The organism is Metallosphaera tengchongensis, assembly GCF_013343295.1.
Lineage (GTDB): Archaea > Thermoproteota > Thermoprotei_A > Sulfolobales > Sulfolobaceae > Metallosphaera > Metallosphaera tengchongensis.
On record NZ_CP049074.1, the window covers coordinates 864,351 to 887,791 of the forward strand.

Consider the following 23,441-nt stretch of genomic DNA (forward strand, 5'->3'; position numbering starts at 1 on the left):
TTAAGTCATGGTTTTACTGTATAGTAGAGCCTTTTCTTTCCTTTACCCCTATTCTCTACCTTAATTATTTCAATTGTCCCAATTTCCTTTGTGTTTGCGACGTGAGGACCTCCGTCTGCTTGTAAGTCCACTCCCTCTATCTCCACTATCCTCCAGACCTGTACATCGGGTGGCATCTTCTCAGCTAGCTTTACCACTCCTGGAATTTTCATAGCCTCGCTCCTGGATAAGAAGTAAACCTTCACTGGAATGGACTTATTGGCTATCTGGTTAGCCTCCTCAACTATTTTTGGAAGTAGATCCTTGTTCTCCAGGTCAAAATCGTCCTTAGCATACTCTGGAGTTATGTTTCCGCCTGTGATCAAAGCGTTGTATTTTGTATAGGCAATAGAGGCTATAATATGCGATGCCGTGTGTAGTCTCATCATCCTGTACCTTCTTTCCCAGTCAATAACCCCCTCTACCTCAGCGTTTATAGCTAACCCTTCAATCCTGTCCAGAACGTGGATAATTTTACCGTCAACTCTCTTGACTTCTAGAACCCTATAATGATTCCCTTCAGAAATAATTTCGCCTGTGTCAGATTCGAGACCTCCACCCCTAGGATGAAAAGCCGTCTTGTCCAAAATTATACCGTTACCTTCCAGCGAAGTTACCTTCCCCTTAAAGGTCTTAACATAGGCGTCCTTAGCGTAAATCTCATCGGTCATAGTCATAACATAGATTATAATTTGTCAACTTAAAAATGTAAAACTATGTCTATCATTTCCTAAACCCTTGGTACGAGACCCTTGTGTTTAACCATCACCTATTGGCTCTATCATGAAGTTCCAATTGAATTTTTAAATTTAATATCAGTGAGGAGATAATTTACTTAAAACGAATTCATGATCTGGTATATTTTCAAATTACAGTTCCTCATTGATAACTTATATATTACTTTAACTTTTCACAGTATATGAGGCGCGTAATTGCCCTAGGACTAATAGGTACTACCATAGAGTGGTATGATTATTATTTGTTTATTTATGCAGCACTCTTGGCATTCCCGTCGATTTTCTTTCCTTCGAAAGAGTACTTAATATCGTTACTGGCTTCGGTTTCGTCGTATGCTATAGCGTTCTTTGCAAGACCTTTAGGAGCTGCAATTTTCGGTCACCTAGGTGACAGAATAGGAAGAAGGCACGCTCTCAGCTTCGACTTAATTTTAGTAGGCCTAGCAATGATCTTTGTTGGGGTTCTCCCCGGTTACTCCGTATTGGGGATTATTGCCCCTTTACTGGTATTTGCGATTAGATTCGTACAGGGGCTTGGAGTCGGCGGGGAATGGGGAGGAGTTTCCACGTGGGTAAGCGAGCACTTGAGTAAAAGGAGAGCCACGTTTACAAGCGTCATCCAAATAGCGTCTCCTTTGGGATTTATTGGAGCGGCAACTGTTCTTCTTATTTTTCCGTCTAACTTTTCTTCCATAGGGTGGAGAGTAGGCTTCATTGCCGGAGGTATTGCGGCTCTTCTAGGTGCGCTCCTTAGGTACCTAGCAACTGAGAGCCTACCTTTCAACGAAATTAAGACCAAGGGAGAAATAGCAAAGATTCCGTCCGTAGAGGTGTTCAAGAACTTTTGGAAGGAGATACTGCTCTTAACACTAGCTGTGGGGGGAGTGTTCATAGGTGTCTACATACCTGCTACTGTTATGCCGAGCCTTTACCTTACCCAGGTACAGAAAGAGACTCATATACCATCGTTAATAACCCTTTTAGGGGCTGCTGTACCACTGAGGTCTTTACTGATCTACGTTTATTCTATTGGAGGGATAGTATCAATGCCACTATTTGCAATGATAGCTGACAGAGTTGGAAGGAAGAAGTCCCTGATCTTAGGTAACTTGCTAATTGCCATTACGTCAGTACCCTACGTGTACATGTTCCTCTCAGGCAACTTGAATGAGATGTTACTAGCTCAATTTCTTATAGGTCAATTTCTTATAGGCTTTTCAGCCTATGCCCCATACGCCTCCATGGCCGCGTTTTACCCTGAGATTTTCCCTGTAAAATTTAGATATTCCGGATCCAGCTACGGCCTACAGTTAGCTGCAGCCCTGGAGGGTGGTCTAATGCCAATTTTATTAATAGCCCTCCTTGGAAACCCATCGGAATACTTGATTAAATCTTGGGAAGTTGCAACTTTCCTAGGAGCCTGGGGTCTAATTTCCCTAGTCTCAACTATACCTCTGAAAGAGACCAAGAATCTAGATCTAGTAAGGGACGTAAATGTATAAACAGTAATAGATAAGCATGGGTAACTAAGTGGGTTCCTTTTTACGACTCCAGGCAGCGAAGCTAATTCTTCTCGCTTGGACTAACTTTTCAAGATGGAAACAGACACTCCGTGGCACAAGGGAATTCAGGACTCAAGACCCTCTTCACTCATCTGCCCTACTGTTATCATCACCTTAGCTAAATGTAGTATGTTAGGCTATATGAGAGACTAAAATTTTAAGAGATAAAGAACGTTTCATCAGCTTATACTGGAAAGCTTATACTAGAATTTTTAGTCAAGATTTAAATTATCTATAAAATAAAAAAGGGAAATGGTTTTGGTTCGAGGCTCAGAAAGTTCCATAGACCAAGTGCTATTGGCTAAACCGTTGAATAGACATAGTTGTTAACTCCGAAAGGCTTTTAAAAAATGAGGTCTATGGTAGTCATGCGGCCGTAGTCTAGCCTGGATTAGGACGCCTGCCTGCCACGCAGGAGGTCCCGGGTTCAAATCCCGGCGGTCGCATAGTGGGGGACATCCCCACACCCCCTAGGGTAACATAAATGAATTACGATAAGCCATACTACCTTTTTTTAGAATTAACGTATAGATGTAATTTCTCGTGTCTATATTGACATAACCCTGTAACTAAAATTCCTTACATATATAATAATATTTTTATACGCAAAACAAGTGAGAGATATTTAAATGAGCTTAAAACCGAAGAATGGAATAATGCCATAAGACAAGTTAAAGATATCGAACCCAATCTTTTTGGATTTACAGGCGGAGAACCACTACTCAGAAGGGATTTGGAAGACCTCTTATCTTATGCTGTTAAGCAGGATCTTTATCCTTATATATTAACCACTTTATCCTTATATATTAACCAGTGGTACTCCCATTGATAGTGTCAGAGCGAAAAAGCTTAGGGAAAGTGGCTTACAAATAGCTAGAATTAGTCTAACATCTCATGTATGGACAGATATAAAAAGAAGTGATTTTATTCTTGCTGAAATTAATAATAAGACCACATTTAGACTATGTAGAGGAAATCGTTAGAAAGGCATTAGACCTAGGGTTCGAGTTTGTGGAGATTCATCAATTACTTAAAGTGGATCACGCATATTTTAATCATGAACTTATAAATATTTCAGATGAAAAAGACATAGACAGGGTGTTAAGAATAAAACAAAGATTAAGTGATATATACAAAGGAGAGATTTTATTTGACTTTAATCATGAAATTGCGAAAGGACTTAGACCTTTTCCTAATACTTGGGGGCATAGTTTAATAGTAGAGCCAAATGGGGACGTATTTGTGGAAGAGGAGGCTTCTTTCTTTCTAGAGCTAAGTCTAGGTAATATAAAGAAAGCAACACTAAGAGAAATTTGGGAGAATAGTGATTTATTAAGAAAGATTAGGGAGTTTAAATATCCTGCAAAGCGCTCCACTTGTGAGCTAACAACATTATATAGGGGAGGGTCAAGGTTTATTACGTATCTGTTAACTAGAGATTTGTTTGAAGTTATACCTGGATGCCCTAGGTTGAACAAGGTTGATCAAAAAAGATAATTTCTTCTACTTATCAATATCCACTTCATTATCAACCTTTGGTAATTCTCTATGGATTTTCTATCTACCATTAATCTTCCTGAAAATTGGTGTAGACGTGACACTGCAAGGAATCATATACTCAATCGCAACGATACTGGGGATTATCTTGTCTCCAGTCTCAGGAATATTGGTGGACAAGTACTCCGCCAGGCTAGTTCTCTTTTCCTTCACCACCTTAGCTTCCTTGTTAAACCTTATTTTGTACTTCGGAATAACTTACAATTTAAGGGATTTTTTACTAGCTTGTGTAATCCTATATTTGGGTTTAATCCCTCCTTTCATTTCGGTAGCATCTAAAGTAATACTGGCTGAGTCCAAGAGACCAGCCCAGGCATATGGGTTATTCTTATCTATAGCCTCAACGCCAAGCATTATAGGACCATTCCTAGGCTCTTTTCTGATCAGTAATGGCTTGTCCCTTCTTATCTCCTCTTTTATTAATGTCGTTAGTGCGGCATTGAGGTTAAAGGTCTCTGAAGTGAAAGGAAATAGTATTGACCAACGCGGAATAATCTCGGCACTCATGCAGCTTAAACAAAAAAGATTAATGATTTTATCCATCTCCTTGGGTCTGTTTTCCCTTATAGCCTCACCTGACAGTTACATACTGATAATCTACAGCGTTGACCACTTAGGCTTTGGTAAAACGACATTAGGCATATTCTATTCAGTCCAAACCTTATTATATACAGTCGTACCTCCATTGATAGGGAGGATCGCTTCACGGAAAATCTTGGTATTAGCGTATATTCTCGAGGGGATTTCTTTTTACTTACTCACAGTGACGGGGTCAACAGATGTTGGCTTTATGACTATGACCCTCTTGGTGTTTTCAGCAATAGCTTGGGAGGTGTCGTTTTTTGGGGAAGTGGCTAAAATTGGAGGAAGGGGAGTAAAGTTTGGGATTTTGTCTGGCATATCAAGTTCATCTACAGCTATTACCTTGGCATTTTCAGGTTACTTATACCAGATTAGTTCGACCTTGTTATTCTACTCGTACGTATTGTTGATCCTCTTCTCGTTGCTAGCGTACATAATTGCGTTATACAAAGGCTCCTAACGTTTCCTTAAAATTGAGGGAGATGCGCTTAGTTTATTCTCCTCCATTTCTGTATCAAAGCTATTTTACAAAATTTTTGTAAAAATATTTTTTCGCTTATTCTTGAAACTTATCAGTTAACTCGTTAGCCTTCAAACGTATCAGTGTGTAGTCAGTGAACCCTGATTCATGTTTACAGGAGCTACTCTGACTACATTAGATACTCAATTATAAGGAACCGGATAATCAGTGCTTATAGGGGACGTATAGGAAGCTAACCTTTTACATAGGTTAGAGAGTATGGATTTTTGAAGAAGACCAAACAGAATAGATGAAGAAGTAATAAGACTAGTCGGCATAGAGGAAGCCAGCAAATTTATATGTGCCTTGCTATAGTATCTGGGAGTCGAAGATATTATTTAGTCCCACTGACGTCACGTACATATGAAGTCCAGCAACTAAACCAACAACCGGCCCAACAGGCTATTTCTATCCTCTCTGAACTTGCTAAAACAGTTTTAGGCAGTGCGATAGGGTTAACCATAGGGCATATTATTGGTTCTTTAATAGAAGTTGAAAGGGAAAAGTTTAGTATTAAGTACCCTTGTCTACCTAGAAAAGAGAACTCACTCGCTGAAGCAATAACGGAGTGGAAATGATATTACTAGATACTTCATTTCTATACGCTTATCTAAATAAGAAAAATTATTATATAATATATCTGCCTGCGGCCGTAGTCTAGCCTGTTGCTTTCTACGGGAGTCAACGGTTTAAAACCTAAACCTGTAAAGAAGAGTGCCTAGTACTCTATTAAGTAGTCAACCTTCTTCTTTTCGGAAAACTTTCTCATAATTTCTGACAAGTCCACATTTTTCATTTGCTTTACTAAGTCTCCTAGCTTTTCCTTCACCTTATTGATCTTATCAATCATTTGCTGGTATAGTTTATTGTCTATCTTGTATAAAAAATGCAGAAAATCGAGCGTAAATATAGAACCTTAGAATAGCATGTCCTGACATAAAAATAACTACCTTACACCCTCACTTCTATTTCTTAATTTCACGTAAGTCTCGACCACGTTAACAAAGGATTCAACGTAGGATTCCCTTACCTTTCCGCATACAGTAAGACTCTTTGCTACTGATTAAGGACTCTTGTGGAAGACTATTAACTTAGAAATCTCCTTCTGTTTCACCATGAAATTACGTAGAAACATAATTTTCTCGGCTCTAGCGTTTTTCATGGGTTACCTGGCTAGGATAACGTGGAGCGTAACATCACCCTACTCCTCACTAAGACCTACAGTTGCGGAGGATAGTTTAATTTTCACTTTGTTCTTCTTAGGTTATGTAATTGTACAAATACCTGCTGGGATTCTTGCTGATATGAAGTCAGCTAAGCTGATAACTTCTTTAGTTCTGCTTCCACTCTCCCTCTCCCTCTTTCTATCTGGTATGGCAAATAACATTGAACTAGAGTACATAGCTAGCCTGATTATGGGACTTTCAGCCGGTTGGATATACCCAGCCACACTTAAAGTCATCTCTGAGACCTATAAGGGAAGGGAGCTCGCGATAGCCATGGGCTACTACAGCCTGGCGTGGCCCCTTTCCATCACGATAGCCGGATTAGCTATTCCCTACTTGACTATAAACCTAGGGTGGCGGTGGCCATACTATATCTTAGCAGCTTTGGGGATTGTAGGGGCTATAGGAACACTGACAGTGAGTTACCCTAGTAATAACCTTAAAGGGAAATCCGGGTTTATCATTAAGTTTAACAGAGACGTGACTATCCTGAGCTTCTCAGGATTTCTATTTTTCTCTTCATACTGGATAATAACGCTGTATTCATACAAGTATTTCTTGCTTATTTTCAATAACCCTTATCTTGCTGGTATTTCATACTCCCTCCTAGCGTTGACCGGAATTCCTTCCACCCTGATCTCGGGTCGGTTCATAAACAGACTTGGGGTTAAAAGGACACTCATGGTCTTTGAATTAGCTTATGGTATCTTAATTGTGGGAATAGCGTTCTTACACGAGCCTTTAGTAGTATTTGTCATAGCTTCCCTAATGGGGTTTATCAGGTTTGTAATAACTCCTGCCAACTCAACTGCTGTCTCCTTGGTGGGAGGAAATAAGTCTGGCTCAGTAGCCGGGACCGTCAACTTGTTTTGGCAGAGTAGTGGAATCTCCTCTCCTGTGCTAGCTTCAATAATCTTGGGATACTCTAACTACTTTGTCCTTTGGCTTTTTTCAGCTCTCCTGGTCATAGGTTCAGCAATTGGTTATATTTCTTTGAAAATAAAAAATTAATTAAATATTATATAATATCTGTTAAAACTAGATTATTAACGTTTAAAATATCGCTTGTTTAAATCTGCGTTTTACATGAATATATGCAACTAGAAGACCAAGAGGCGTCTGATAAAAATAACGGCAAACCTCGTCCTTTGGGGGGACGTTTTTTACACTCCTTTTCCTCATCTTTTCCTATGGAGCTCCCTTCTGGTCAACTTAAAGACAATGAGGAACGGGGGCCGATTTCTCCCGCAATACCGGAGGGGAGCGTCCGTACTGTCACTGTTAGACTTTTCCCTAATGGAGCGCAACAGAAGCGAGCCTATACAACGAGGTCAACTGCGAGAGGAGGCTACAGTTCTTCAAGGACAAGAGAGTAGACTTCAAGGGGACTTAGGACAAGTACTACGAGAAGTACAAGGAGGTGCTTAGGGTTAATTCACAGGCAGTACTACAGAAGAACAATGAGGCGTGGTCTTCCTTTTTCTCGTCACTGAAGGACAAAGACAGCCTACCTTTCTTCGTCCAGTACACCTTGCTACCGGGGTACTGGAAAGACAAGGGGAAGAGGAAGTTAACCCTTGTCATTAGGCAAGACCGCTACGAAGTCGACGAGGAAAGGCACGTGCTAGTCCTCAAGGACTGGAAGATGGAGGTACCCTTCTCAGGAAGACTTAAGTGGTCTGGTACTCAAGGTAGGCTAGAGGTACACATCCACGGCAACAGGTTCTACGCCCACATCCCTGTCAACGTAGGTAGAGTTAACGCAAGGGAGAGCAAAAGACCGATCAAGGACTCTCCCATCGTCCATGACGAGAGGGATAAGGTACAGCTAGCTTCACCGAGAGGTGATAAGGTAGCTCCAATAGACTGGGCATTAACACGTTGGCTTCAGTAACTATAGACGACGGTACCGTGCTGTTCTACCGTAGCTCCCTCGTTAAGAGGGAGTACTTCTACTTCTAAAAGAAGATAGCAGGACTAGACAAGTTAAAGGCTTAGACAGAGGAAGTCCAAGAGACTGAGGCTAGGGAAGAGGTGCTAAGAGAAAGGGAAAGGGTCTTCACCATGCTCTGCCGCAGGCTCCTCCATTATTACAGGACTTTATCCTCTCACCTCGCTAAGACGCTGTGGGGGTTAGGGGTCTCAACAGTCTACCTCCGTTACCCTTACTTCATCTCTCAGGACAAGGGTATCAACTTCACTACAAACATCTGGTCTTACCGTAAGTTAATTGAAGCAATCAGGGGCAAACTCTACGAGTATGGTAAAAAGGTATTCCTCGTTGTTGAGTATAACACTTCACGTCTCTGTGATTTCCACGACGTCGGAGTGAGGAGACGTCTTAGGGGAGTTGTTAACTGCCCTTTAGGTCACAGGCTCTACAGTGACCTCAACGGTGCCCTCAACATTATGAAACTGGGGGTAAAGGAAGTCGTTAACGTATTAAAAAGACCTCTTTCCTTTCTCGTCTCTTCTAACTGAGTAACTCCCGTAAAGGGGAGTAACGCTCAAGACCTTAGTAGAACCCTCGCACTTTAGGGGTGGGAGGGGTCAGTTCCGTAGCTGAGCTTAATAGAAGATAATGAACGAAATATGCGTAGCAAAATTTTAGGAAAAAAGAACATGAAACAATATCGGTTTTACCTTTAAACCCTTTAGCTATTAATTTTTAGATATCCGAGGCTGTTACGGGGTAACTTTAAATGTTTACGACCTACTCTTCTGTAGATAAGTTTTATATACAAATGTAGTATTATTTTCAGTGCCGCAGTAGTATAGCCCGGTCATGCTCTGCGCCGACAGTATGCGGGCCTTTCGAGCCCGTGACCCGGGTTCAAATCCCGGCTGCGGCACCATATTCCCTTCATACTAGCCTAGAATTCTATTATCTTACACAAGTATATTATAGAATCTTGTATTTCTTTATCGACCTTATGACGCTCAGTGAATTACCCAGCATCAAGAAGCTCCTGTTATCACAAAAAAGCGACAAATCTTGCCCTTTAGGATAGTAACCTCGAGCCCCTAGCATCATAGATGAGATATTTAGCCAAAATTTCCCCTGGCTCTACTATGTTTCTTTTTTTATTGCTTGATATGAAAAATTCTTTATTATTTATTTGATAAGTATACAAAGGATTTTCTTTGAAAGTATAAACATACGAAGCAAGTAAACCTTAAAAAGGTTTAAAACTTCTTGAAAGTGATTGATATGTATATAAGGAAAAAGAATAAGCTAGTAAGAGCTCTTTCAAAAACAGCTGCAATTGTAATTGCTGTAATAATCATCATAGCAGCCATAGCTGGAATATACTTCATTACATCATCTCAGCATAAGGCAATAACTGCCCAAGCGATTTCCGTTGCACCAACATCCTTCGCTACTGAGCAGGGAAGTCCTGTAACTTTTACTGTATATGGTGTTACCCCCAATTCCCAAGTTGTTCTGTATCTTGGAAACGGACAAACTCTCAATCAGACCGCAACTTCAAGCGCTGTAGAGTTCAGTTACAGCTACAACTTACCTGGTACCTTCCTGGTCTACGCTGTAGAATATATAAACGGGAAACCTGTTCAGAACACAAGTACTTCCCTCCTAGAGATCCAGGTAACTGGTAACTTAAACTCCACTCAAGCTCAGCTTCTTTCAATCCCTGTCATCTCCTTCGACACAGCAAAGAACCCAACTGCCCCCGTGGTACAAGCAAACGTCCCTGTGTACTTCTACGGAGGATACTTACAACCACCTTCGGGTCAAAACATGACCATAGAGAAATATGTGTGGAATTTCGGCAATGGGAATACGTTCACTGTACAGGCTAACTCTTCAACTCTTGGCCCCAGCATTAACCCAGTCAATACAACATTTTCAACACCAGGGATTTACACCGTGACCCTAACCATAGTAACCCAAAACGTCTCCTCTGGTGCAACTTACCAGTACTCAACAGCACAAACAGTGGCAGTTGAGAGTTCAATATCTCCCTTCGCTCTAAAACTATTTAATGGGACGGTTCCTAACCCTGGCGTAATAACCGTAGCAGAGAACGTGCCTGGAGGACCATATTCCTTCGATCCTCAAATAGATTACGAGAGCGTAGGGTTCGAAGTAATTTCAAACATATTTGCCACCCTTATTATATATAACGGTTCCAGTACGACCTCCTTCATACCTTTTGCTGCAACTGAAATACCTACTGTGCAAAATGGGGGTATACAAGACAATTACACAGTCTACACTTTCCACATAAGAAGTGGCCTTCATTTCTCCAATGGGGACAACCTTACGGCTTATGACGTATGGTACTCTGTGATAAGGGCTCTCCTATTTGTTGGAGGAGCGCCTGGAACCCCAGATTGGATACTAGCCCAGTACTTAATTCCTGGTGCAACGATAGGTGTACCTATCGTTAACTCAACTAACATGAACCAAACATTCCAAGAGATAATGAATGCCGTAACTTACAACAACCAAACGAACACGGTCACCTTCCATCTGGTCAAGTCAACTCCACCTCAGCTATTCTTCACTGCCGTTGCAGATCCCCTTGGATCTGGAATAATTGACGCTAAGTGGCTTGAGCAAGTCGGAGCTGGGATTACATTCACACCTCAAGGATTCTTACAATATGAACAATACGGAAATGAGGGAGATTATAACACACAGGTGCAGAATAATCCGGTAACATCCGGACCTTACATGATTAAGACCTACGTTCCTGGCCAATACGTGGTGTTAGTTCCAAATCCATACTTCCACGGAGTCCCAGGGATTCCAGCACCCAACGACACTGTGATCATCAACTGGGTGAAGGATCCTCAAACTGCCTATGAACTTTTCGCTTCCGGAAAAGCTGATATAGTCACAAATCTTCCGACAAACTACTTCCCATCTCTAAAACAGCTGGAGGCTCAAAATCAGGCCAGTATTTACCAGTTCCCCACACTGTCAGAATTCTTCTTCGTTTTCAACATAAACGTAAGCAATTCCTCTCTGAAGACCCTAGGGACTCAATATCACATCCCCTCCAACTACTTCGCTAACCTTTACGTCAGAGAAGCGTTCACTTACGCATTCAATTACTCCAACTACATTGCCAACATAGTGGGTAATGAGAAGTACGGCTTCGATTTCGCGTCTCCTTACGCTGGAGTTATTATCCCAGGCCTTCCATATTACGTTCCTCCCAGTGAATTCCAGAACGTACCAACCTTCAACCTCTCCTACGCCAAACAGCTCCTCATAAAGTCTGGTATGTATAACGTCTCTATCAACATCCCAATAATTGTCTCCTCCGGAGACACAGTTGACTACGCTGCGGCCCAGATGTGGGCTCAAGCTCTAAGCCAGATTGACCCTAACATTCAAGCTCAGCCTCTTTACCTTCCATTCTCCACAATAATCGGGCTTGAGGTACCTGGACAGAACCCCATGCCCATTTACTATCTAGGATGGATCGCCGACTATCCGTATCCATCAGATTTCGTCAATGCCATGTATGAGCAAGGAGGAACTTATCCTGCGCCAGACGGGTGGTCTGTACAATATCTCCAGTCACTAGGTCACGTAAACCAGGCCCACCTCTACCAGGAACTCAACAACTATATACAGGTGGCAGATACTACGACCAACTCCACGCTAGCTGCTATGGACTACAAGCAGGCTGAACAAATAGCCATTAACCTTTACATGTACGTATACACTCAACAGCCCAACTATTTCTGGGTAATTAAGCCTTACATGACCGGGTACCAAGGACACATCTCGTACGAAGAGAACCCAATGATAGGAGGAGCAGGAGATAGCCTTTACTACTGGTGGGTAAAGGGATAAGTTTTTCTATTTTTTAATTAAATATTTTGTGGTGTTAAAGTATGAAACTGTGGGTGTATATTGTAAGGAGGCTTGCAATACTCATTCCCACACTGATTGGTTTGACTCTTCTGGTATTCATTCTTATTCATTTACAGGGAAATAATCTAATTTTATCTGAATATTTAAATCCTCGTTTGACCGGTCAGGCGAGGGAACTTGAAATACAAAGGTTAACGCAAGAGTTCCATCTCAACCAACCCGTTTACATTCAGTACTTTTATTGGCTGGGGCAAGTCCTGACCGGAAATTTCGGTTACACCAACACCCCCATATTTAGCGGTCCCGTATCCACAGCAATAGAGCTATTCCTACCTAATACGGTAGTCCTGTCCCTGTTCGCCGCCCTACTAATATGGTTGATTGGGATACCGCTTGGTGTGTTCTCAGCTGTGAATAGGGACTCTCCTGCAGATCAAGGCATAAGGGTGTTCTCCTTCACCCTGTATTCCATGCCCATTTACTTAATTGCAATAGCCCTTATTCTGTTACTAGGCGTATACGCTGGGGTCTTACCCTTTAGTGGGGAAGTTAACCCCCAGCTAGTTTCGGGACTCTCGTGGTATTCAAACGGGATTTCATATCCCACCCACGTGCTTTTGATAGACGCAATCATCCATGGCGATTTCCAAGTTGCTTGGAACGCATTCCTTCACCTAATTATGCCGGCTTTCACTTTGGCCCTTGCAGTGATGGCTGGAATAATTAGAATACTGAGGGCAAGCATGTTGGAGACTTTGGAGCAGGATTATATCAAACTGGCTAGAGCTAAGGGTGTGCCTGAGAGAATTGTAAATAACCTACACGCGCGGAAAAGCGCTATGTTGCCTGTAGTGACTTCCTTCGGTTACACTGTCGCCGGACTCCTAGGTGGAGTGGTGGTTGTAGAGACAGTATTCGACTTTCCTGGAATAGGATACTGGACCACACAAGCCCTCCTCAACAATGACGTAGGTGGTGTTATGGCGTCAACTTTGATATTCGGAATTATCTTGGTTGTAACCACGTTAGTTCTCGACATAATTTACGCCTTGTTGGATCCGAGAATAAGGTATTGAGGTGAGAAGATGCAAAGCTATGAGAAAATGGAAGAGGAAGAGGAAAAGAGATTCTACAACCTGAAGTTGTCTTTGAAGGTATTCTTTTCCAACAAGACTGCAGTAGCAGGGTTAGTGATATTCCTCATGTATGTCGCAGATGCCCTGTTAATGCAGTTTTACCCGGAGGCTCTAGGAATACGGAATCCAAACGTGTTGACATATAACTTCGTTAATCCAGTCCCTCAACCTCCATCTCCACAATATCCTCTCGGCACTACATACCCAGGGGTGAACCTCCTTCAGGCCATTTTGGAAGCCATTAGAGTAGATCTAGGTTTCTCCCTCATCATCGTCATAAGTGGCGCAGTAATAGGAGCAGTGATAGGGATTCTGGCAGCATACGTAGGGGGTTATTTCGACGAAATTCTAATGAGAGTGACCGACATATTTTTCAGTATTCCATATCTCGTGCTAGCGTTGGCTGCTGGATTCGTCCTGGGAAGGAGCTTATCCAGCATGGTTATTGCCCTTATTATAGTATGGTGGCCAATATACGCAAGGTACTCCAGAAGCCTAACGTTAAGCCTTAAGGAGAGCACGTTCATAGAGGCTGCAAAGGCCTCTGGTGCAAACAACCTTAGGATAATGTTCAAGCATATATTACCCAATACACTACCTCCAATATTAGTTCAGATATCTCTAGATCTAGGATCAGTGGTGGGCATATTCGCTACCCTAGCATTTATTGGATTTATTCCCAATGCCAATATACCAGAGCTAGGCTACCTCACAAGCCTGGGGCTAAACTACATACAGTCAGCCCCTTGGACTGTCATATTTCCGGGTGCGGCGATAACTCTTTTCGCCCTTTCTGTTAACCTGATGGGGGATGGTCTCAGGGACGTGATAGACCCTAGGAGGAGAAGTTAGAATGTCTAAAGTTCAAACAAAGGAGAAGGTCTTGGAAGTCCAGGACCTGAAACTGAGCTTCTACACCAGGAGAGGTGTGTACCACGCTCTCAGGGGCGTTGATCTGAACCTATATCCTGGAGAAGTCTTGGGACTGGCAGGAGAGAGTGGATCAGGGAAGTCAACCCTGGGGCTAACAATTATGGGATTGATACCTAGGAACGCCAGGCTAGAGGATGGGAGTGTAAAACTGGACGGTATTGATGTTGTACAACCCTTAAGAGATTATGGCAAAAACACCTCCAAATTTAGTGTTAAGAAGAACGAAAAAATAATTAAGAAGCTAAATAAACAGCTCCAGCAAGTTCGAGGTAATAAGATTTCCATGGTTTTTCAAGAGCCACTAACTGCCTTGAACCCCGTACTACCAGTGGGCTATCAAATAGCTGAAGCTGTTTACTTCCACGATCCTGATAGGTTGCTCAGGAGGGCACTGAGTAGGGATAAGGTCACCCAGGAAGATATGAGGGAATTTCTAAACATATTGAAGACTGATGGCGAGGAAAAATTGATCCAGGAACTGAAGAGCAGAGGGCTTGAAGGTTTGGACGAGCAGATACTGTCGGTATGGAGGAGAAAGGACATACATGAGGCAAGGAAGGAAAAAATCGTTCTAAGCCTAGCTAACGTTAAGCTCAAGAGTATAGACAAGCTGGGTTTGACCATCTATATGCACGGCCTTCACAGATTTCCTATCTTGTCGAGGTTTGCTAAAAACTCCCTCATTAATGAGGGGTATAGGCTTGCCGTCGAGATACTTACGTTCCTGGGAATACCCCACCCTGAGAAGGTTGTAAAGTTATACCCTCACGAACTTTCGGGTGGAATGAGACAGAGGGTTGTGATTTCCATAGCGTTGGCCAATAATCCTAAGATTGTCATCATGGATGAGCCCACCAGTGCACTAGATGTAACCATCCAAGCTCAAATTCTGGACTTGGTGAAGGACTTGAAGGGAAACTCAGACATATCTTTCATCTTTATCTCCCACGACCTATCTGTGCTGGCTGAGGTTTCGGACAGGATAGGGATAATGTATGCTGGAAAGTTAGTAGAGATTGGTCCTGTCAGTGAGATATTTCAAGAACCGCTTCATCCCTACACCAGGATGCTGATGGAAGCTATACCAGGCATGGACAAATCCGTTTTGAAGACTATACCGGGATCGGTACCTGACATGAGAAATCCTCCAACAGGATGCGCTTTCTCAACCAGGTGTCCCTTTGCCATAGATAGGTGCAGGACTGAGGACCCTAGGATGGTGGAAGTTTCTAAGGATCACCAAGTAGCATGCTGGTTAGTGAAAGGAGGTGGCAGACATGCTGGGAGCGTTTAACCTAAAGAAATATTTCCCCGTAAGGGGGTCGGCATTAAGGAACGTACACGTAAAGGCAGTTGACGACGTGAGCCTAATAGTTGATAAGGGAGAAACGTTAGGTATAGTTGGAGAGAGCGGTTCGGGTAAATCTACCTTAGGAAGGCTCCTCCTGAGACTCATAGAGCCAACTTCAGGGGAGGTTCTTTTCGACGCGTCGCTAGACGAACTAAACGAGTTTAGACAAGCTATACTATCCAAAGATACGGAAAAAGTTGAGAAGATGAAGAGGGAGTACTCAATACTGTCCAAGTCCCCTTCTGAAATGAGGAAACTCAGAACGAGAATGAACATGGTGTTTCAAGATCCATACTCCTCCATAGACCCAAGATTCAGGATAATGGACGTAATAATGGAGCCGATGATATCCACAGGGTATCTTAAGGGAGATGAGGCAAGGAAGAAGGTCTATGACCTCCTGGAGGAAGTGGGTCTGCCAAGGAACTTCGCGATGAGGTATCCCCACGAACTATCTGGAGGGCAAAGACAAAGGGTAGCTATTGCTAGAGCCTTAGCTACGGATCCAGATTTACTTGTCTTGGACGAACCCACAAGTGCTCTGGACGTTTCAGTGCAGGCTCAGATACTGAATCTCCTGAACGAACTGAAAAGGAGGAAGGGGATTACAATGATCCTAATTACCCACAATATAGCCGTAGTGAGCTACATGGCTAACAGGGTAGCTGTAATGTACTCAGGTAAGTTAATGGAGATTGGGGATAAAGAGAGCGTGTTAAATAACCCAAAACATCCCTATACAGTAGCCCTTATTTCTTCGGTCCCAAGAATTGGAGGGAATAGGAACAGGATCATCCTGAAGGGAGATCCGCCCAACCTAATTAACCCACCAAGAGGGTGCACATTTCACCCTAGATGCCCATTGGCGTTTGGCAAGTGCGGTTGGACTCCAGACGAAGTCTATGAAGATCTAAACTACCTCATCCAGGGAAAGTACTACGATAAGTTTGGGGAGAACTTCAGGATAGAGATGAGTGACGATCAAGTGAAAGTAGTAGGGGACAAAGAAAAGGTCGATACATTGAAAAAAATCATCGAGGCAGAGAAGGATAAAATAAGGTCTCTAACCTCAGTCCAAGAGATCACCGAGTCTGGGGAAATTAAACTCTCGGAATATGAAGAGCCCATGGGCTACACTGAAGGTAAAGGAAGAGAAGTGTTCTGTCTTCTATATAAGAACTGAAGTTCAGAAAATTTAGCCTATTTTAGTTTCAAGATACCCCACTACTCTGGGCTTTCCTGGTTTGGTATTAACGTTCAGTAACACTAGCCTATCTAGTAATGGAATGGGTTGATTTAAGGTGACTCTAAATATCTCACCGTCTGTCCTAATATTTCCAATTATAGAACTCCCATTAGAAACTAAATGGAACTGTCCCTCGCTTACCTGACTCCAGGGGAATATCACCCCCTTTGCAGAAAATTCCTTGAAAGTTTTTACCGTCGTTTTTATCAGTAGATAAGAGTCCTTTAGCTCATCTTCTCTCACGTTACGTAGAGCTAAGCCTACTCTAACACCTGCCCCGACTGCCTCCTGATCCTCGTCAAGGACTTGGATACTCTTTATTTCCACCTCCTTTCCAGATGGGAGGGAAATCAACTTGTCATGAACTTTCAGATCCGTTAAAGCGAATCCTGTTAGGACAACTCCGACCCCCTTAACTACAAAGACACGATCCACGTAAACCAATCCCTTATCCTTCATCTTGGCTTCATCGTCCATGGGCTCTCGTACTATTTCTGCAGTTTCTAGAGCTGTACCCTTGAATACCTTCCTAACCTTACCTTCATCTAGCTCTGTAACCAGAAAGACCTGTTTCCCTAAAGCGGTAGCTAGAAGAGCTATCTCACCATCTACCCAACTCAACTCGTCTCCTACATGGACGAATACCTTGGATGAGAGAGAGGCAGCCTCGGCAGCCTCTAGTATTTTCTCAGGATACTCGGACGGTGTGAGTACGGAACGGATATAGTCCCCATTCCTTCTGTAAAATATCCTTACTTTCCCATCCTCGTGAAGTTTCCCTAGTTTTTCAGCAAGATTCCTAGACTTGTCCTTATCCTTGGTTAGAACAGAAATGATGTTCCCTTGATACATTTATAAGACACCATTATTAAGCCCAACATAGATTTTAATATTATGAGGTTAACGTTGGTCGGAATCGCATTAATCTTCTTGGGTTTCATTCTAACCTTCATCGGAGCTTTTACCTCCACGTCATTTTCCACATCACCTGCAGTAGGAGGAGTAGTCCTCATTGGACCGTTTCCCATAATTTTCGGAAAGGGATATTCAGGTGAGGTGATCCCACTCATAATAATAGGTTTGATATTCACCGTAATCTCCGTTATCTTCTTTCTGAGCTCCATATGGTTTATCAGAAAAGCGGGAAAAGAATAGTAACAATTCACGCTATCACGCGGAGATTGCTCAGAAGTTTTATAAAATGAGACAATATAATCTTATCATTAGCCGGGTAGTCTAGCGGCCAAGGATCCAGGGCTTTGGCCCCTGGGACCAGGGTTCGAATCCCTGCCCGGCTATCTTTGTGGTATCATAGAGTAGTCTTTTAATTCTCCCTTAACTACATTTCAATTTTACATAAGTTTCAATGATGATTTCTAAACATCCTATATTGCCTTGATAACTTTACTGAAATACCTTTATTATCCAAAGATAAATTCTAAAGGCTTAATTGAGTGATTGTATAACAACAGTTAGTAATACTTTCGAAACAGATTTAAAATACGTTTGAACCATGTATACTACCATATTTCCCAAGTGATTCATGATAGAAAGATTTATAAGGGGTCATAGCAAGACTTTTAAATGTTTCTATAATCCGCGAGGTTCTGGGTTGTGGTGTATTATGGAGAAAGAAAATTCTCAAGATACTAGATGCCCCCCTGATAAAATAATTTTCGATGCTGATAGGGGGGAATATATATGCACCGAGACGGGAGAAGTTATAGAAGAGAGAATCGTAGATCAAGGTCCAGAGTGGAGAGCTTTCACGCCTGAAGAGAAGGAAAAGAGAAGTAGAGTCGGCGGTCCACTCAACCAAACTATACACGATAGAGGTCTCTCAACCCTAATTGACTGGAAGGACAAGGACGCCATAGGCAGAAATCTGGATCCTAAGAGGAGACTGGAGGTTTTAAGGTGGAGAAAATGGCAGATAAGGGCCAGAATCCAAAGTTCGATAGACAGGAACCTGGCCCAGGCAATGAATGAGTTGGAGAGGATCGGCAACCTGTTGGGATTACCAAAGTCGGTGAAGGACGAGGGAGCTTTAATCTATAGGAAAGCTGTTGAGAAAGGGTTAGTTAGGGGGAGATCTATTGAGAGCGTCGTGGCTGCAGCTATTTACGCTTCATGTAGGAGAATGAAGATAGCCAGGACTTTGGACGAGATAGCACAATACACCAAGGCAAACAGGAAAGAAGTAGCTAGGTGCTACAGGCTGCTATTGAGGGAGCTCAATGTAGATGTACCAGTTAGCGATCCCAAAGATTACGTGACTAGAATGGGGTCACTGCTTGGGTTGAGCGGAGCCTCCATGAAGTTAGCTGCTGAAATTCTAGAGAAGGCCAAAAATATAGGATTGACAGCAGGCAAGGATCCTGCCGGCTTGGCAGCAGCTGCCATATACATTGCCGCATTACTTAATGATGAAAGGAGAACTCAGAAGGAGATAGCTCAAGTCGCAGGAGTTACTGAAGTGACAGTAAGAAATAGGTATAAGGAACTTATACAGGAGTTAAAAATAGAGATACAAAACCAGTAACTTTAACTTATGAAATTTTTACATTAATTTCTTTTTTCCTTTTCCTACCTATTCTATAACCATGATGTTAGATTCAGGAAACCCCAACTTCACTAATAGATCTCTTGCCCTCTCTCTGTGATCCCCTTGAATCTCAATTTTTCCATTTTTCACTGTACCGCCAGCTGCAAGTTTAGACTTAAGCTCAGACGCAATCTTTTTCAGATCTGCGTCATCGCCAAGACCTTCTATAATAGTGACCTCTTTCCCGTATCTTCTCTTTTCTAGTTTAATTTTTATGAACTGCTCCTCTTTATTCAACTCTTCGCATACTTCTGGCGGAAGTCCTCCACACAAATTGTCTGCCATTTTGTAACATAATATTCTGTAGTGTCCTTTTTAGGCTTTTCGATCAAGCTTCATAGTGCCGTATCATCAAAAAATTGGTAAACTCTAGCAACGATACTTCCGATCAAGTCCATAATATCAAATCTGATTTCACTTATGGAACCACATATTGACTAAACCTGTTACGATATTGAAAGTTGATTCTGTCGTAGATTCATTATCAAATCTTCCCAAGGGATCCAAGATAAGATTTAAAATTGTAGAGACTGCTAGCTTGAGGTATGGGAGAACTTTTCAGATGCGGAAAATGTTGGAAAACGTTTGATAGCGATAAGCTTAAGGTCTTGCCAGGAGTAAGATGTCCTTACTGTGGTTACAACATACTTTACATGATAAGAAAACCCACGATCAAAGCAGTTAAGGCGATTTAGACTTTAAAGCCGCTGCGGTCTCTAGTATTATTTTTGCTCCCAGCACCGAGGTAATTTCAGTAGGATCATAGGATGGCGTTATTTCTACGACGTCGAAGCCTACCACTCTTTTATCTATCACAAGGTTCATTATGTCCAGGACTGTTGATGGGTCTAGCCCCTCAGGTTCTGGAGTTGCCACCCCAGGAGCGTACGCTGGATCGATGGCGTCCATGTCATAGGTAATGTAAATTCTGTTGCAAGTTTCCAGGAAATTAATGGTCCGCCTTGCAACTTCCTTAGGACCTAGAACCCTAACTTCATGGGAAGTTATGAATGGTATGGACATCGATTTGGCATACTCTATTTCGTCTCTACCTATCCCCCTATTACCTATTTCCATTATCCTCACCCCTCTTTCGCTTAACCTCCTCTGGACGCATGCGTGATCGTATTTATAGCCCATATATTCATCCCTTAGGTCTAGATGGGCATCAAAACTTAATACGCAGTCAGCCTTAACCCCAAGGACGGTCCCTACAGTGATCGTATGTTCTCCTCCAATTGAGATTAGCACCTTGCCTTGGTCAGAGATGTAACTTGCGACTTGGGATATCCTCTCAACATTCTCAGCAACGTCAGACGGATGCAGTATGACATCACCGAAATCTGCGAACCCCACCTCAGACATATCTACCCCAGTTCTCAGGGAAAGAAACTCAATGAATTGAGATACTTGCCTAACCTTGTGAGGGGCGAACCTGCTGCCTGGCCTGAAACTGCTGGTTATGTCCATAGGTACTCCTAGAACTCCAAATCTAGAGGTTTTTCTCTCTATTCCAAATTTTTGAACACTTTCGTTCAAATATAGTAGTCTAACGTCTGCCATATCTAAGCATAAGCTTGAGGAAGTTTATAAGCTCGGCTTTATGAAATGAGCCATATGCCAGAGTCTGATAAAGTAATTGAGCTTGCTAAAAGGAGAGGTATCTTTTGGCCATCCTATGAAATATACGGAGGGGTCGCTGGACTTTATGACGTAGGGCCAGTGGGCACCAAAATAAAGAACAAAATTGTTGCCCTATGGAGGAAAATCTTCGTGGAACAAAATAGTGAATTTGTCGTTGAAATTGAAACCCCTTTAATAACTCCTTCAAAGGTTCTTGAGGCAAGCGGACATGTGGAGAACTTCACTGACCCAATAGTCGAATGCACGAAGTGTCACAAGATATACAGGGCAGACCATCTAGTAGAGGACATGCTAAAGGTAAACGTTGAGGGGTTAAGGCCTTCGGAGCTAACCGCATTAATATCTGAGAAAGGTCTGAAATGCCCAGCGTGCGGAGGAGATTTTGGAGAAGTGAGGAGCTTCAATCTTCTGTTCGCGACTAATATAGGACCTTATACCGGAAGCACAGGGTATCTTAGACCGGAGACGGCTCAGGGAATGTTTACAGCGTTTAAGAGGGTTTACGAAACCTCTAGGCAGAAGCTCCCTCTAGGAATAGCACAAGTTGGGCGAGTAGGAAGAAATGAGATCTCCCCGAGACAAGGTCTGGTGAGGATGAGGGAGTTCACCATTATGGAAGTCGAGTTCTTCATAGATCCTGAGGACAAGGAGGTACCCTGGTTGACGAGATACCTAGAGGACAGCTTTCCAGTCCTTTTCAAGGAAGCTAAGGAAAGGGGAGAAAACCCTAGTGTAGTGAAAGTGAAGGAGATGGTGGAAGAGAGGCTTGTAGTGAACCCATGGATGGCTTTTTGGATGGCTAGCGCGTCCAGGTTTGTTCAATCCATTGGGATAAACCGAGATAACTTCTATTTTGAAGAGAAGTTACCCCATGAGCGCGCTCATTACTCCTCCCAAACCTTCGATCAAATAGTCCAAGTAATGGGGGAAAAGGTGGAGATCTCTGGTCACGCCTACAGAGGTGACTACGATCTAAGTAGGCATTCGAGATATAGTAATGAGGACCTCACTGTCTTTAAAAAATACGATAAACCTAGAACCATAAAGAGGAAAACAATTGTAATAAAACGGGATAGATTCAAGGATAACCCAGATGTTCAGAAGGAGGTGATGTCGATAATAGCCAACAAATCCCCTGAAGCAATCGAAAAAATGCTGGGAACCACTGAGATAGGAGGGAAGAAACTTTCCGAGTACATTGAAGTCATGGAGAGAGAAGAAAAGGAACACGGTATCAAAATCTATCCGCACGTTGTAGAGCCGTCTTTCGGAGTGGAGAGGTGTCTGTACTTAAGCTTATTGAGCGCTTATAGGGAGAAGAAAGATAGGGTAGTACTAGCCTTACCGAAGGAGCTTGCTCCCTATCAGGTAGCAGTTTTTCCACTGCTAGATAAGGAAGAGATGAGAAATAAGGCGTTGGAAATTTACAATTTGTTAAAAGGAAGTTTTGAAGTTCTTTTCGATGATAGCGGAAGTATAGGGAAGAGATACGCCAGGGTAGATGAAATAGGCGTCCCCTATGCAATAACTGTGGATCCTCAGACATTTGATGACGGAACCGTAACGGTAAGGGATAGGGACACGTGGAACCAAGTCAGGGTTAAAATAGATGATCTTATGGTAATGATGAACAAGTTATTTAGTGGACAAGATTTTACTATGATATCAGGAGAGGCGAAAAAATGAGCCCTGAAAAAGAGGAGGAGAAAAAGACCGACATAAAATCCTTGGTTAATATTATTCCTCCAGCCTCTGCCTTGAAGGGTAGAGAGAAGACAGTGCTAAGGGAGAAGAGAGTTAAGGTCAGAAAAAGGCCTGAGGTAAAGAGCGGTACTTTGTTGATATCATCTAAGTTAAGAGAAACAATGAACGTGAAAGGCGATGTCGAGCTCTCCGTGAAAGGTAAAAGGTTAAGGCTCAAGGCGATTATGCAAGATAGTCTTCCAGAGATAGAGGTATGGGCGAGCCCTGAGGACATGCTGAAACTAGGAATCGAGGATAATAGTACTGTGAGCCTGAGGTCTTTATGATGGATCATGAACGGAGAGTAAGAGAAGTTTTAACTAAATTTGAGGAGATCATCGAGAATCACTCTAATAATCTCTCCCAGCTAGAAAATATGTTGGCAATAAACCAGCTTGATGTGGATAGATGCAACAGGATAGTTAAGAGAGTCAGAAGAACAAGAAAGGAACTTTCAGATGGACTAAAGATAATTATAGAGCACTTTGACTCCATCTCAGATAAGACCATAAGGGAGGAAACTTTGGGCATTGTGAGCTACCTTAACCTAATTGGATTCTCAGACGAGATGGAACTGCTTAAGGCCCTCGAAAAGCAGATGAAGAACGCTGGAGCTCAGATCGATATAGGGGATGACATCCAACAGTTAAACGTGTTAATGGAATTGACTTCCAAGCTTAGTTTTTAAACCATTATTACATTAACA

The 23,441-nt window shown here is 42.5% G+C and carries 22 protein-coding genes, 3 tRNA genes and 1 pseudogene; 20 read left to right on the forward strand and 6 right to left on the reverse strand.

Features of this window, described 5'->3' with window-relative positions; all coding sequences use genetic code 11:
* Positions 1 to 5 precede the first annotated feature (5 nt).
* Entirely contained in the window at positions 6 to 710 is a 705-nt protein-coding gene (gene alaXM, locus GWK48_RS04615) for an alanyl-tRNA editing protein AlaXM (protein ID WP_174630055.1), read from the reverse strand.
* A 248-nt stretch (positions 711 to 958) separates the two neighbouring features.
* Between alaXM and GWK48_RS04620 the strand changes: the two genes are divergently transcribed.
* From GWK48_RS04620 to GWK48_RS04640, 4 genes are all read left to right on the forward strand, one after another.
* On the forward strand, positions 959 to 2,278 hold the full coding sequence (locus GWK48_RS04620; RefSeq protein ID WP_174630057.1) for an MFS transporter: 1,320 nt from the start codon (positions 959 to 961) through the stop codon (positions 2,276 to 2,278).
* Between the two features lie 430 nt (positions 2,279 to 2,708).
* Positions 2,709 to 2,784, forward strand: a tRNA-Gly gene (locus GWK48_RS04625).
* Between the two features lie 484 nt (positions 2,785 to 3,268).
* Complete coding sequence (locus tag GWK48_RS04635) at positions 3,269 to 3,835, forward strand: SPASM domain-containing protein (protein ID WP_246263911.1); 567 nt, start codon at positions 3,269 to 3,271, stop codon at positions 3,833 to 3,835.
* Complete coding sequence (locus GWK48_RS04640; protein ID WP_174630061.1) at positions 3,819 to 4,937, forward strand: MFS transporter; 1,119 nt, start codon at positions 3,819 to 3,821, stop codon at positions 4,935 to 4,937. The genes GWK48_RS04635 and GWK48_RS04640 overlap by 17 nt, the downstream gene beginning before the upstream one ends.
* 778 nt (positions 4,938 to 5,715) lie before the next feature.
* Here the strand turns inward: GWK48_RS04640 and GWK48_RS11665 are convergent.
* Together GWK48_RS11665 and GWK48_RS11815 are read right to left on the reverse strand one after the other, a co-directional pair.
* Positions 5,716 to 5,847, reverse strand: a complete 132-nt coding sequence (locus GWK48_RS11665) for a hypothetical protein (RefSeq protein ID WP_281360000.1) — start codon at positions 5,845 to 5,847, stop codon at positions 5,716 to 5,718.
* A gap of 96 nt (positions 5,848 to 5,943) precedes the next feature.
* Positions 5,944 to 6,030, reverse strand: a pseudogene (locus GWK48_RS11815) (putative integrase); the annotation flags it as partial.
* A gap of 82 nt (positions 6,031 to 6,112) precedes the next feature.
* Here GWK48_RS11815 and GWK48_RS04650 point away from each other — a divergent pair.
* The 9 genes from GWK48_RS04650 to GWK48_RS04685 all read left to right on the forward strand — a co-directional run bounded on the left by GWK48_RS04650 (position 6,113) and on the right by GWK48_RS04685 (position 16,680).
* Positions 6,113 to 7,234 (forward strand): MFS transporter, encoded by a 1,122-nt coding sequence (locus GWK48_RS04650; RefSeq protein ID WP_174630063.1) that lies wholly within the window; start codon positions 6,113 to 6,115, stop codon positions 7,232 to 7,234.
* A 409-nt stretch (positions 7,235 to 7,643) separates the two neighbouring features.
* Complete coding sequence (locus GWK48_RS11430; RefSeq protein WP_246263912.1) at positions 7,644 to 8,117, forward strand: hypothetical protein; 474 nt, start codon at positions 7,644 to 7,646, stop codon at positions 8,115 to 8,117.
* Between the two features lie 140 nt (positions 8,118 to 8,257).
* Positions 8,258 to 8,704, forward strand: coding sequence for a zinc ribbon domain-containing protein (locus tag GWK48_RS11435; protein WP_246263913.1), 447 nt, complete (start codon positions 8,258 to 8,260; stop codon positions 8,702 to 8,704).
* A 282-nt stretch (positions 8,705 to 8,986) separates the two neighbouring features.
* Positions 8,987 to 9,078: transfer RNA gene (locus GWK48_RS04660), tRNA-Glu, on the forward strand.
* A gap of 347 nt (positions 9,079 to 9,425) precedes the next feature.
* Positions 9,426 to 12,056, forward strand: a complete 2,631-nt coding sequence (locus tag GWK48_RS04665) for an ABC transporter substrate-binding protein (protein WP_246263930.1) — start codon at positions 9,426 to 9,428, stop codon at positions 12,054 to 12,056.
* Between the two features lie 41 nt (positions 12,057 to 12,097).
* The gene (locus GWK48_RS04670) at positions 12,098 to 13,153 is read left to right on the forward strand and encodes an ABC transporter permease (RefSeq protein ID WP_174630067.1); all 1,056 of its coding nucleotides are present in this window, start codon (positions 12,098 to 12,100) and stop codon (positions 13,151 to 13,153) included.
* Between the two features lie 9 nt (positions 13,154 to 13,162).
* Positions 13,163 to 14,065 carry an ABC transporter permease gene (locus GWK48_RS04675; RefSeq protein ID WP_174630068.1) on the forward strand — a complete coding sequence of 301 codons (903 nt, stop codon included), beginning with the start codon at positions 13,163 to 13,165 and terminating at the stop codon, positions 14,063 to 14,065.
* Position 14,066: 1 nt separating this feature from the next.
* Entirely contained in the window at positions 14,067 to 15,440 is a 1,374-nt protein-coding gene (locus tag GWK48_RS04680) for an ABC transporter ATP-binding protein (protein WP_174630070.1), read from the forward strand.
* A complete protein-coding gene (locus tag GWK48_RS04685; RefSeq protein WP_174630072.1) occupies positions 15,424 to 16,680 on the forward strand; it encodes an ABC transporter ATP-binding protein in 1,257 nt (418 codons plus the stop codon). Before GWK48_RS04680 ends, GWK48_RS04685 begins: the two co-directional genes overlap by 17 nt.
* A 12-nt stretch (positions 16,681 to 16,692) precedes the next feature.
* Here the strand turns inward: GWK48_RS04685 and GWK48_RS04690 are convergent, their stop codons facing one another.
* Complete coding sequence (locus GWK48_RS04690; RefSeq protein WP_174630074.1) at positions 16,693 to 17,595, reverse strand: translation elongation factor; 903 nt, start codon at positions 17,593 to 17,595, stop codon at positions 16,693 to 16,695.
* 42 nt (positions 17,596 to 17,637) lie between these two features.
* Here GWK48_RS04690 and GWK48_RS04695 point away from each other — a divergent pair, with 42 nt between their 5' ends.
* From GWK48_RS04695 to GWK48_RS04705, 3 genes are all read left to right on the forward strand, one after another.
* Complete coding sequence (locus GWK48_RS04695; RefSeq protein WP_174630075.1) at positions 17,638 to 17,898, forward strand: TIGR00304 family membrane protein; 261 nt, start codon at positions 17,638 to 17,640, stop codon at positions 17,896 to 17,898.
* 70 nt (positions 17,899 to 17,968) lie between these two features.
* Positions 17,969 to 18,041, forward strand: a tRNA-Gln gene (locus tag GWK48_RS04700).
* A gap of 326 nt (positions 18,042 to 18,367) precedes the next feature.
* Complete coding sequence (locus GWK48_RS04705; protein ID WP_174630077.1) at positions 18,368 to 19,285, forward strand: transcription initiation factor IIB; 918 nt, start codon at positions 18,368 to 18,370, stop codon at positions 19,283 to 19,285.
* Positions 19,286 to 19,333: 48 nt separating this feature from the next.
* On the opposite strand, the gene yciH is transcribed toward GWK48_RS04705, so the two are convergent.
* The gene (gene yciH, locus GWK48_RS04710) at positions 19,334 to 19,633 is read right to left on the reverse strand and encodes a translation initiation factor (protein ID WP_174630079.1); all 300 of its coding nucleotides are present in this window, start codon (positions 19,631 to 19,633) and stop codon (positions 19,334 to 19,336) included.
* A 260-nt stretch (positions 19,634 to 19,893) separates the two neighbouring features.
* Between yciH and GWK48_RS04715 the strand changes: the two genes are divergently transcribed.
* Positions 19,894 to 20,043, forward strand: coding sequence for a DNA-directed RNA polymerase subunit P (locus GWK48_RS04715; RefSeq protein ID WP_174630081.1), 150 nt, complete (start codon positions 19,894 to 19,896; stop codon positions 20,041 to 20,043).
* Here GWK48_RS04715 and speB read toward each other — a convergent pair.
* Positions 20,030 to 20,911 carry an agmatinase gene (speB, locus tag GWK48_RS04720; protein ID WP_174630083.1) on the reverse strand — a complete coding sequence of 294 codons (882 nt, stop codon included), beginning with the start codon at positions 20,909 to 20,911 and terminating at the stop codon, positions 20,030 to 20,032. The two genes, GWK48_RS04715 and speB, sit on opposite strands and share 14 nt — an antisense overlap.
* A gap of 54 nt (positions 20,912 to 20,965) precedes the next feature.
* Here speB and glyS point away from each other — a divergent pair, with 54 nt between their 5' ends.
* Genes glyS through GWK48_RS04735 form a run of 3 tightly spaced genes read left to right on the forward strand, consistent with a single transcriptional unit; the run spans position 20,966 to position 23,423 of the window.
* On the forward strand, positions 20,966 to 22,678 hold the full coding sequence (gene glyS / locus GWK48_RS04725; RefSeq protein ID WP_174630085.1) for a glycine--tRNA ligase: 1,713 nt from the start codon (positions 20,966 to 20,968) through the stop codon (positions 22,676 to 22,678).
* Positions 22,675 to 23,022 carry a hypothetical protein gene (locus GWK48_RS04730; protein ID WP_174630087.1) on the forward strand — a complete coding sequence of 116 codons (348 nt, stop codon included), beginning with the start codon at positions 22,675 to 22,677 and terminating at the stop codon, positions 23,020 to 23,022. The genes glyS and GWK48_RS04730 overlap by 4 nt, the downstream gene beginning before the upstream one ends.
* Entirely contained in the window at positions 23,022 to 23,423 is a 402-nt protein-coding gene (locus GWK48_RS04735) for a hypothetical protein (RefSeq protein WP_174630088.1), read from the forward strand. Before GWK48_RS04730 ends, GWK48_RS04735 begins: the two co-directional genes overlap by 1 nt.
* Positions 23,424 to 23,441 lie beyond the last annotated feature (18 nt).

Bases quoted from the DNA above. Each gene is read 5' to 3' on its own strand.
- GWK48_RS04695 (WP_174630075.1), top strand. From the start codon at position 17,638: ATGAGGTTAACGTTGGTCGGAATCGCATTAATCTTCTTGGGTTTCATT.
- yciH (WP_174630079.1), bottom strand. From the start codon at position 19,633: ATGGCAGACAATTTGTGTGGAGGACTTCCGCCAGAAGTATGCGAAGAG.
- GWK48_RS04705 (WP_174630077.1), top strand. From the start codon at position 18,368: ATGGAGAAAGAAAATTCTCAAGATACTAGATGCCCCCCTGATAAAATA.
- GWK48_RS04680 (WP_174630070.1), top strand. From the start codon at position 14,067: ATGTCTAAAGTTCAAACAAAGGAGAAGGTCTTGGAAGTCCAGGACCTG.
- GWK48_RS04670 (WP_174630067.1), top strand. From the start codon at position 12,098: ATGAAACTGTGGGTGTATATTGTAAGGAGGCTTGCAATACTCATTCCC.
- GWK48_RS04650 (WP_174630063.1), top strand. From the start codon at position 6,113: ATGAAATTACGTAGAAACATAATTTTCTCGGCTCTAGCGTTTTTCATG.
- speB (WP_174630083.1), bottom strand. From the start codon at position 20,911: ATGGCAGACGTTAGACTACTATATTTGAACGAAAGTGTTCAAAAATTT.
- GWK48_RS11665 (WP_281360000.1), bottom strand. From the start codon at position 5,847: ATGATTGATAAGATCAATAAGGTGAAGGAAAAGCTAGGAGACTTAGTA.
- GWK48_RS04735 (WP_174630088.1), top strand. From the start codon at position 23,022: ATGGATCATGAACGGAGAGTAAGAGAAGTTTTAACTAAATTTGAGGAG.
- GWK48_RS04620 (WP_174630057.1), top strand. From the start codon at position 959: ATGAGGCGCGTAATTGCCCTAGGACTAATAGGTACTACCATAGAGTGG.
- alaXM (WP_174630055.1), bottom strand. From the start codon at position 710: ATGACCGATGAGATTTACGCTAAGGACGCCTATGTTAAGACCTTTAAG.
- glyS (WP_174630085.1), top strand. From the start codon at position 20,966: ATGCCAGAGTCTGATAAAGTAATTGAGCTTGCTAAAAGGAGAGGTATC.
- GWK48_RS04675 (WP_174630068.1), top strand. From the start codon at position 13,163: ATGCAAAGCTATGAGAAAATGGAAGAGGAAGAGGAAAAGAGATTCTAC.
- GWK48_RS04730 (WP_174630087.1), top strand. From the start codon at position 22,675: ATGAGCCCTGAAAAAGAGGAGGAGAAAAAGACCGACATAAAATCCTTG.
- GWK48_RS04715 (WP_174630081.1), top strand. From the start codon at position 19,894: ATGGGAGAACTTTTCAGATGCGGAAAATGTTGGAAAACGTTTGATAGC.
- GWK48_RS04685 (WP_174630072.1), top strand. From the start codon at position 15,424: ATGCTGGGAGCGTTTAACCTAAAGAAATATTTCCCCGTAAGGGGGTCG.
- GWK48_RS04690 (WP_174630074.1), bottom strand. From the start codon at position 17,595: ATGTATCAAGGGAACATCATTTCTGTTCTAACCAAGGATAAGGACAAG.